Genomic DNA, 8,722 nt, shown 5'->3' on the forward strand with positions numbered 1-8,722 from the left:
ACCCCCACCCGCTCCGGCACCGGGCCCGGCCGCTCCGGAGTCAGCCGCCGCTCGTACCTGGCCGCGGGCGCGGCGGCGGCGCTGGCCGCCGGGCTCGCCGCCTGCAGCGAGCGCTCCTCCCCCGTCTCCGCGACCGGTCCCTCCACCGGCACCGGCGCGCTGAGCATCGGCGCCATCCCCGACCAGGACCCCGAGGTCCTGCAGCGCCTGTACTCCACCCTGGCCGACTCGGTGGCCGCGGCCACCGGCCTGGAGGTCGCCTACCGCCCGGTCACCGACTACGCCGCCGCGGTCTCGCTCTTCCGCACCGGCGACCTGGACCTGGTCTGGTTCGGCGGGCTCACCGGCGTGCAGGCGCGCCTGCAGTCCCCCGGCGCGCGGGTCGTCGCCCAGCGCGACATCGACGAGGAGTTCCACTCGGTCTTCGTGGTCAACGCGAGCACCGGGCTGGCCGCCTCCGAGGACCTCGCGCCGCTGGCCGACCTGCGCTTCACCTACGGCAGCCAGACCTCCACCTCCGGCTTCCTCATGCCCGCCTACTTCCTCTCCGAGCAGGGCGTCGACCCCCGCGGCTTCCCCGGCGGGCCCGGCTACAGCGGCTCCCACGACGCCACGCTGCAGCTGGTCGCCTCCGGGACCTACCAGGCCGGGGTCCTCAACGAGCAGGTGTGGACCTCGCGCACCCGGGCCGGCGGCGTCGACCCGGCCGTGCAGCTGTACCGGCGCACGCCCGCGTTCCACGACTACCACTGGCTGCTGGGTGCGCAGGCCGTCGAGCGCCTGGGCGAGGACCTGCCGCGCCGGCTGACGGACTACTTCCTCGGGCTGTCCGCCGACGACGAGGCCGACGCGCGGGTGCTGGAGCTGTTCGGCGCGGGCGGCTTCGTCCCCGCCGAGGAGTCCGACTACGCGCAGATCGAGCAGATCGGTGAGCAGCTGGGCGTGATCAGCTGAGCACCGGTCCGGTGGGCGCCGCCGTGCGCCTGGAGGGCGTCCGGGTGAGCTTCGGCGCCACCCGAGCGCTGGACGGGGTCGACCTGCACGTGGCCACCGGAGAGCGCATCGCCCTGCTCGGTCCCTCCGGCGCGGGCAAGTCCACGCTGCTGAACGTGCTCAACGGTTCGGTGACGCCCAGCGCCGGGTCGGTGCAGGTGCTGGGCGCCGACCCGGCCGCGCTCCCGGGCCGCGCCGCGCGGCGGCTGCGGGCCCGGGTCGGCACCGTGCACCAGCACCTGGAGCTGGTCGGTGCGCTGCGCGTGGTGCACAACGTCAACGCCGGCCGGCTGGGCAGCTGGCCGGCGTGGCGGGCGGCGTTGTCGCTGCTGCGCCCGCAGGGCGTGGCGCAGGTGGCCGCCGCCCTGGAGCAGGTGGACCTGCTGGAGCGGATGTACGAGCGCACCGAGCGCCTCTCCGGCGGTCAGCGCCAGCGGGTGGCCATCGCGCGGGTGCTCGTGCAGCGCCCGGAGCTGGTGCTGGCCGACGAGCCCGCCTCGGCGCTGGACCCCGCGCTGGCGGGGCGGGCGCTGGCGCTGCTGAGCGGGCTGGCCGCCGAGCGCGGCGGCAGCTTGCTGGCGTGCCTGCACGACCCGGCGCTGGCCCTGGCGCACTGCACCCGCGTGCTCGGCCTGGTCGAGGGGCGCATTGCGCTGGACGCGCCCGCGGCGCGGCTGACGCCGGCGGACCTGGCCGACTTCTACGGGGTGCGCCGGTGAGCGGTGCGCTGGAGCGGCCCGTGCCCGTGCCGGCGACCGGGGCGGCGACCGCGGCGGTGCCCGTGCTGCACCGCTCCCGCGCCCGGTGGGCGTGGGCGCTGGGCGCCCTCGCCGTCGTGGCGTGGTCGCTGGCCGGGGCCGGGCTCTTCTCCGGCGAGGTGCTCAACCCCGCCGGTGCGCGGCAGTTCGCCCGCTTCGCCGCCGGGGCGCTGTCCCCGGACCTGTCCGGGGGCTTCGTGCGCGTGCTGGGCACGAGCGCGCTCGTCACCGTGGCCTACGCCGCCTCGGGCGCGGCGCTGGCGGTGCTGATCGGCGCGCTGGGCGCCCCGCTCCTGGCGCGCACGAGCTGGGGGCGCGGGCGCAGCGGGTGGGCCGGCTGGGCGCTGGCCCGGGCCCTGGTGGCCGTGCCGCGCGGCCTGCACGAGGCGGTGTGGGGGCTGCTGCTGCTCAACGTCCTCGGGCTGGACCCGTGGGTGGGCGTCCTCGCTATCGCCGTCCCCTACGGCGCGGTGACCGCCACGGTGTTCGCCGACCTGCTCGAGGAGGTGCCGCGCGGGCCCCGCGAGGCGCTGCTGGCCGCCGGTGCCGGGCGGGGGACCTCCGCGCTGTACGCCCTGCTGCCGGCCGCGGCCGGCGACCTGCTGGCCTACGCCTGCTACCGGCTGGAGTGCGCGGTGCGCTCGGCGGTGGTGCTGGGGCTGATCGGCGCCGGCGGGCTGGGGTACCAGCTGTCGCTGTCGTTCACCTCGCTGCGCTGGGAGCAGGTGTGGAGCTGCGTGTACGCCCTGTCGCTCCTCTGCGTGGGCGCCGTCGTCGCCGGGCGCGCGGTGCGCCGCCGGCTCGCCGACCCCCCGCCGGCACCGGCCGGCGAGCGGGCCCGCGGCGGTCCGCGGCTGCACCGCGACCGCCTGCTGACCGCGGCCGTCGCGGCCGTCGCGGCCCTGGTCGCCTGGTCGTGGTGGTACCTGGCGCTCGACCCGGCGGGGCTGGGCGCCGAGCGCACCCGCGAGCAGCTGTCCCTCCTGCTCGCGCAGTCCTGGCCACCGCGGGTGTCGGGCCCGCTGCTGGGCTCGCTGGCCGGCGCCGCCGTCGAGACGGTGCAGATGTCGGTCGTCGCGGTCGCCCTCGCGACGCTGGGGGCGGTGCTGGTGTCCGGGCCGGCCGCCCGCCCCGTGCACCGCCCCGGCCCGGTGCGGGGGGTGCTCGGCGCCCTGCTGCGCCTGGGGCTGCTGCTGCTGCGGGCCGTGCCGGCGCCGGTGTGGGCGCTGGTGCTGCTGTTCGTGCTGCGCCCGGGCATCCTCCCCGGCGCGCTGGCGCTGGGCCTCTACACCCTCGGCGTGCTCGGGCGGCTGAGCGCGGAAGCCGTCGAGGAGCTCGACCCGCGGCCGGCGCAGGCGCTGGCGGGGCTCGGCGCCGGCCCGGCCGGGACCTGGTTCTACGCCGTGGCGCCCCGCGCGGCGGGAGCGGTGCTCGCCTACGCCCTGTACCGCTGGGAGGTCGCCGTCCGCGACAGCGTGCTCGTCGGGCTGCTCGGCGCCGGCGGGCTCGGCGCCGTGCTGGCCACCGCGCTGCAGACCTTCGACCGGCCCACCGCGACCAGCACCCTCGTGGTGCTGGTGCTGCTCACCTGCGCCGTCGACCTGGTCAGCGCCCGTGCCCGCGCCGTCGTGCGCTGACGCCGTCGTGCGCTGACGCCGTCGTGCGCTGACGCCGGCGCGGCGCGGCGACGGCCTCAGCCGCGCGGCAGGGCCCCCAGGAGCACGGTCCGCACCGCCAGCCGCAGGGAGTCCGGCAGCTCCAGGTGCAGGACGGCCAGCGCCGGTTCGGCCTCGTAGGCGGCGCGCACGGCGGGGGGCGGGGAGCTGTAGGGCGCCAGCGCACCGGCCAGCACCATCGCCTGGAAGCAGGCCGCCTCGGCCGCGGCGCCGAGCTCGGGCACGTGGCGGCGCAGCAGGTCGGCCGCGGCGGTCAGCTGGGCCAGGGACGCGCGCTTGTGGCGCCTGACGAACTCCACGGTGACGTTGCGCTCCAGGACGCCGCCCTGCGCGCCCAGCAGGTCGCACAGCACGGGGTGGGCCGCCAGGGAGCGGGCGAGGACCTCGGCCAGCTGCTCGGTGCGCGCCGCCGGCGGCAGGCGCGCGTCGACGCCGGCCGCGAGGTCCTCGCCCAGCTGCGCGAGCCAGTCCGCCAGCACGGAACCCATCAGCTCCAGCAGGACGCCCTCGCGAGAGTCGAAGTAGCGCAGCACGTTGGACTTGGCCAGGCCGACGCGGCGGCTGAGCTCGTTGAGGGTCAGGTCGGCCACCGGCATCTCCTCGAGCATGGCGGCCGCCGCCTCGAGGATCGCCCGGCGCCGGACCTCGCGCTGCTCTTCGCTGCGGGCCCGCTGGAACGTCACGGCGGAGATCCTAGCAGTTCGCAGACCACCGGTCTCTTGACAACGGACCGGCGGTCTCTTAGCGTCGCGGCCACGACGGACCACCGGTCCCGCCGGGACCGGACGAGCGAGGAGGACGCCATGGGCACGAACTGGACGACGCGGGAGATCCCGGACCAGCACGGGCGGGTGGCGGTGGTCACCGGCGCCAACACCGGCCTGGGCCTGGAGACCGCCGGGGCCCTCGCCGACCGCGGTGCCGCGGTGGTGCTCGCCGTCCGCGACGTCGCCAAGGGCCGGGCCGCCGCCGCGCGGATCGGTGGCGACGTCACCGTGCGGGAACTGGACCTGAGCTCGCTGGAGTCGGTCCGCGCCGCCGCGGCCGCGCTGCGCCAGGCGCACCCGCGCATCGACCTGCTCGTCAACAACGCCGGGGTGATGTTCACCCCGAAGCAGACGACCCGGGACGGTTTCGAGCTGCAGCTCGGCACCAACCACCTCGGCCACTTCGCCCTCACCGGACTGCTGCTGGAGCCGCTGCTGGCCGCCCCCGGCTCGCGGGTGGTGACGGTCAGCAGCACGGGTCACCGCATCCGCGCGGCGATCCGCTTCGAGGACCTGCAGTGGGAGCGCTCGTACTCGCGAGCCGGCGCGTACGGGCAGTCCAAGCTGGCGAACCTCATGTTCACCTACGAGCTGCAGCGCCGGCTCGCGGCGCGCGGGGCGGGCACCGTCGCGGTCGCCGCGCACCCGGGGGCCTCGAACACCGAGCTCGTGCGCAACTCCCCCGCCGCCCTGCGGGCGGTCTCGGACCGGCTGTCCCCGCTGCTGACCCAGTCGGCGGCGATGGGCGCCCTGCCGACGCTGCGGGCCGCGACCGACCCGGCCGTCCTCGGCGGGCAGTACTACGGTCCCGGCGGCCGCGGCGAGCTCCGCGGGCACCCCCGCCTCGTCACCTCCAGCCCGGGCTCCTACGACCTCGCCGCCCAGCGGCGGCTGTGGGCCGTCTCCGAGGACCTCACGGGCGTGCGGTTCCCCCGCTGAACCCGCCCGCGGCCCCGGTCGGCCCCGGTCGGCGCCGGGGCGGGGCGCTGCGAGAAGGTGGCGGCCGTGGAGCACGCACCGACGCCGCCGGCCGGCGGCGCGCAGCCGGCGCCCGAGGCCGACCCCGGCGCCCTCGTGGGGGCGGCCGTGCGGGCGCGGCGCAGCGCCGCGGGGCTGTCGGTGGCCGAGCTGGCGCGGCGGGCCGGGGTGTCGGGGCCGTTCGTCAGCCAGCTGGAGGGCGGGCGCTCCTCGGTGAGCATCCCGGTTCTGTACCGGCTGGCGGCCGCGCTGGGCTGCGCCGCCAACGACCTCCTGCCGCCCAGCGGGGAGCGGCGCCGGCTGACCCGGGCCGGCGGCGGTCCGCGGCTGCGCGCCGGGGCGGACGGACCCGCGGGTCGCGCGCAGCGGCCGAGGCTGCTGACCCGCACCGGCGAGGGCGTGCTGCTGGAGGGCCACCACTACGTGCTGCGCCCCGGCGAGGCCGAGCAGGAGTGGTTCGCGCAGCCCGGCGAGGTGTTCGTGCACGTGCTCGCGGGGCGGATCACCGTCGAGTTCGCCGACGGCGGGCGCACCGACCTGGACGCGGGCGACTCCCTGCACCACGAGGGCGAGCTCGCGCACCGCTGGCTGCTGCGCGGCGGGGAGCCCGCGGAGGTCCTGGTCGTGCTGACGGCGGACGTCACACGCCCGTAACCCACCAGCCGTAAGCAGCACTTACGGTCTCCCCATGGACACCCCGTTCGAGGTCCCCACCGTCGACATCTCCCCCTACGTGCGCGACGGCGCTCCCGCCGAGCGCGCCGCCGTCGCCGCGGCGATGGACGCCGCCTGCCGCACCGTCGGCTTCGTGCAGGTCACCGGGCACGGCGTCCCCGACGCCACCACCGCCGGCCTGGCGAGCGCGATCGACGACTTCTTCGCCCTGCCGCTGGACGTCAAGCGCCGCCACGTCGCACCGAAGGGCGTCAACCGCGGCTACACCCCGCCGAAGAGCGAGTCCCTCAGCCTCAGCCTGGGCGTGGAGGCGGCCACCCGCATGAACGACTTCTTCGAGGCGTTCAACACCGGCGCCGCCGCCGGCGACTACCCCGGCGTCGAGCTCGACCCCGCGCTCTACCCCGAGGACCTGTGGCCGCAGGAGGACCTGGTCCCGGGTTTCCGGGCGCGCGTGCAGGCCTGGGAGGCCGAGGCCGGTCGCGTCGCGCGCACCCTCACGACGGTGTTCGCCGACGCCCTGGGCCTGGAACCCGGCTGGTTCGGGCGCGTCACCGGGCACTCCCTGGACGTGCTGCGGATGAACAACTACGCCCTGCCGCCGGGCAGCGTGCAGCTCGACGGCGACCTGACCGGCATGGGCGAGCACACCGACTACGGCATCGTCACCGTCCTGTGGGCCGACCGGGTCGCGGGCCTGCAGGTCCTCGGTGCGGAGGGCGCCTGGCACGACGTGCAGCCCGCCGAGGGTGCGCTGCTGGTGAACCTCGGCGACGCGATGGCCCGCTGGACCAACGAGCGCTGGACGTCCACGCTGCACCGCGTCAAGCCGCCGATCGTCGACGGGACCATCGAGCGACGCCGCTCCGCCGCCTTCTTCCACGACGGCGACGTCGACGCCGTCGTGGCCGCCCTGCCCGGGTGCGTGCGGCCCGGCGAGGAACCCCTCTACCCGCCGGTCACCATCGGCGAGCACATCGCCGCCAAGCTCGCCGGCTCGCGCGCCGGGCGCGCCAACACCGCCGCGCAGCGCGAGGCGGCGCGCGTGCTGTCGTCGGCGCGCTGAGGCGCTGAGCGCCGTGAGCACCGCACCCATCGCCGCACCCGCGTCCGCCGACCTGCTCAGGCGCGCGCCGAAGGTCGAGCTGCACTGCCACCTGGAGGGATCCGTGCCCGCCGAGGTGGCGGTGCGGCTGGCCCGGCGCCACGGCGTCGCGCTGCCCACCGCGGACGCGGGCGAGCTGTACCGGTACGAGGACCTGGAGGGTTTCCTGGCCGTCTACACCGCCGTCTCCCGGGCCCTGGCCACCCCCGCCGACCTCGCGGAGGTCACGCACGCCTGCCTGGTCGCGTCGGCCGCGGAGGGCCTGCGCTACCGGGAGATGTCGTTCAACCCCACCAACCACCCGTCGATGACCTACCGGCAGGTGCTGGACGGCGTCCTCGACGGCGTGCGCTCGGCCCGGGCGGAGACCGGCGTGGACTGCCGGCTCGTCGTCGCCGTCAACCGCGAGCAGCCGCCGTCGGTGGCGCTGGACCTGGTGCGCGCGGCGCTGGAGCACCGCGCGGAGGAGGTGGTCGCCGTCGGCCTGGACCACGACGAGCTGGTCGGGCCGCCGGCCGCGTTCGCGGAGGCGTTCGCGCTCGCCGCCCGGGGCGGGCTGCACCGCACCGCTCACGCCGGCGAGCGCGGCGACGCCGCCGAGGTCGCCGCCGCCCTGGACGCGCTGGGCGCGCAGCGCATCGACCACGGCTACGCCGTCCTCGCCGATCCCGGGCTGCTCGCGCGCTGCCGCACCGACGGCGTCCACTTCGCGACCTGCTGGTCGACGCAGCTCTTCCACGGCGGTGACGGGTCCGCGATCGCGGGGATGCTGGAGGCCGGGCTGGCGGTGTCCGTCAACCCCGACGACCCGCCGATGTTCGGCACGAGCACCGGGGAGGAGCTGGCCCGCGCCGGCACCGCGCTCGGGTGGACGCCCGGGCAGGCGCAGCAGGGCGTGCTGGCCGCGGTGGCGGCCGCGTTCTGCGACGAGGGGGACCGCGCCGCCCTCGCGGCCGAGGTCCGCCGGGGTTTCGCGGAGCTCCTCGCCCCGCCGGCGGTGGGCTGGACCGCCGGGTCCGGCACCTGCGCCTCGGCGGGGTCGGGCGCAGGTCCGGGACCCGGTACCGGTTAACCTGGCCCGCGTTGCCCCTGCGACCGGGCCGGCGGCGCCTGCCGGCGTCCCCCGGCCCCCGACGAATGCGGTGCCATGCTCCACCCCGATCTCGACGCGGCGCGGCGCGGGCGGTGGGTGGCGCTCCTCGGCATCGTGCTCGTCGCCCTGAACCTGCGCATCGCCATCGCCGCGGTGTCCCCGATCCTCGACGTCGTCCGCCGGGACGTCGCCTTCGACGACACCCTCGCCGGCCTCCTCGGCGCGGCGCCGCTGGTGTCCTTCGCCGCCTTCGGCTCCCTGGCGCCGGTGGTGGCGCGCCGGCTCGGGCTGGAGCGGACGCTCGTCGCGGCGCTGCTGCTCTCCGGGACGGGCGAGGTGGTCCGGTCCACGACGCTCACGCCGGAGGCCTTCATCGCCTGGTCCGTCCTGGCGCTGGGCGGCATGGGGATGGGCAACGTGCTGCTCCCGCCGCTGGTCAAGCGCTACTTCCCCGACCGCATCGGGCCGGTCACGGCCGCGTACTCGATGACCATGGCGTTCAGCACGACCGCACCCCCGCTGCTGGCCGTGCCGCTGGCGCGCGACCTGGGCTGGCGGGTGTCCGTCGGCCTGTGGTCGGTGCTGTCCGTGGTCGCCGTCGTCCCCTGGTGCGTCGTCATCGCGCGGCGGGCGGCGACGCGCCGCCGCCGGCCCGGGGCCGGGCGCCGACCCCCCAC

At 77.2% G+C, this 8,722-nt stretch carries 9 protein-coding genes; 8 read left to right on the forward strand and 1 reads right to left on the reverse strand.

Features of this window, described 5'->3' with window-relative positions:
* The first annotated feature begins 57 nt into the window (after nucleotides 1–57).
* Genes GTQ99_RS15510 through GTQ99_RS15520 form a run of 3 tightly spaced genes read left to right on the forward strand, consistent with a single transcriptional unit; the run spans nucleotide 58 to nucleotide 3,388 of the window.
* On the forward strand, nucleotides 58–954 hold the full coding sequence (locus GTQ99_RS15510) for a putative selenate ABC transporter substrate-binding protein (protein ID WP_166616641.1): 897 nt from the start codon (nucleotides 58–60) through the stop codon (nucleotides 952–954).
* 11 nt (nucleotides 955–965) lie between these two features.
* On the forward strand, nucleotides 966–1,712 hold the full coding sequence (locus GTQ99_RS15515) for a phosphonate ABC transporter ATP-binding protein (protein WP_338075026.1): 747 nt from the start codon (nucleotides 966–968) through the stop codon (nucleotides 1,710–1,712).
* Nucleotides 1,709–3,388 (forward strand): PhnE/PtxC family ABC transporter permease, encoded by a 1,680-nt coding sequence (locus GTQ99_RS15520; protein ID WP_338075027.1) that lies wholly within the window; start codon nucleotides 1,709–1,711, stop codon nucleotides 3,386–3,388. Before GTQ99_RS15515 ends, GTQ99_RS15520 begins: the two co-directional genes overlap by 4 nt.
* 56 nt (nucleotides 3,389–3,444) lie before the next feature.
* Here GTQ99_RS15520 and GTQ99_RS15525 read toward each other — a convergent pair whose 3' ends face one another.
* The gene (locus GTQ99_RS15525) at nucleotides 3,445–4,110 is read right to left on the reverse strand and encodes a TetR family transcriptional regulator (RefSeq protein WP_166616635.1); all 666 of its coding nucleotides are present in this window, start codon (nucleotides 4,108–4,110) and stop codon (nucleotides 3,445–3,447) included.
* Between the two features lie 120 nt (nucleotides 4,111–4,230).
* On the opposite strand from GTQ99_RS15525, the gene GTQ99_RS15530 reads away from it, so the two are divergent.
* The 5 genes from GTQ99_RS15530 to GTQ99_RS15550 form a co-directional block, all read left to right on the forward strand.
* Complete coding sequence (locus GTQ99_RS15530; RefSeq protein ID WP_166616636.1) at nucleotides 4,231–5,133, forward strand: SDR family NAD(P)-dependent oxidoreductase; 903 nt, start codon at nucleotides 4,231–4,233, stop codon at nucleotides 5,131–5,133.
* 66 nt (nucleotides 5,134–5,199) lie between these two features.
* The gene (locus GTQ99_RS27005) at nucleotides 5,200–5,826 is read left to right on the forward strand and encodes a helix-turn-helix domain-containing protein (protein WP_166616637.1); all 627 of its coding nucleotides are present in this window, start codon (nucleotides 5,200–5,202) and stop codon (nucleotides 5,824–5,826) included.
* Nucleotides 5,827–5,860: 34 nt separating this feature from the next.
* Nucleotides 5,861–6,913, forward strand: coding sequence for an isopenicillin N synthase family dioxygenase (locus GTQ99_RS15540; RefSeq protein WP_166616638.1), 1,053 nt, complete (start codon nucleotides 5,861–5,863; stop codon nucleotides 6,911–6,913).
* 13 nt (nucleotides 6,914–6,926) lie between these two features.
* Complete coding sequence (add, locus tag GTQ99_RS15545; protein WP_166616639.1) at nucleotides 6,927–8,024, forward strand: adenosine deaminase; 1,098 nt, start codon at nucleotides 6,927–6,929, stop codon at nucleotides 8,022–8,024.
* A gap of 75 nt (nucleotides 8,025–8,099) precedes the next feature.
* Nucleotides 8,100–8,722: MFS transporter (locus GTQ99_RS15550; RefSeq protein WP_166616640.1), on the forward strand; the 623-nt coding region annotated here is incomplete at its 3' end.

The sequence above is a fragment of the Kineococcus vitellinus genome (genome assembly GCF_009906315.1).
GTDB lineage: Bacteria > Actinomycetota > Actinomycetes > Actinomycetales > Kineococcaceae > Kineococcus > Kineococcus vitellinus.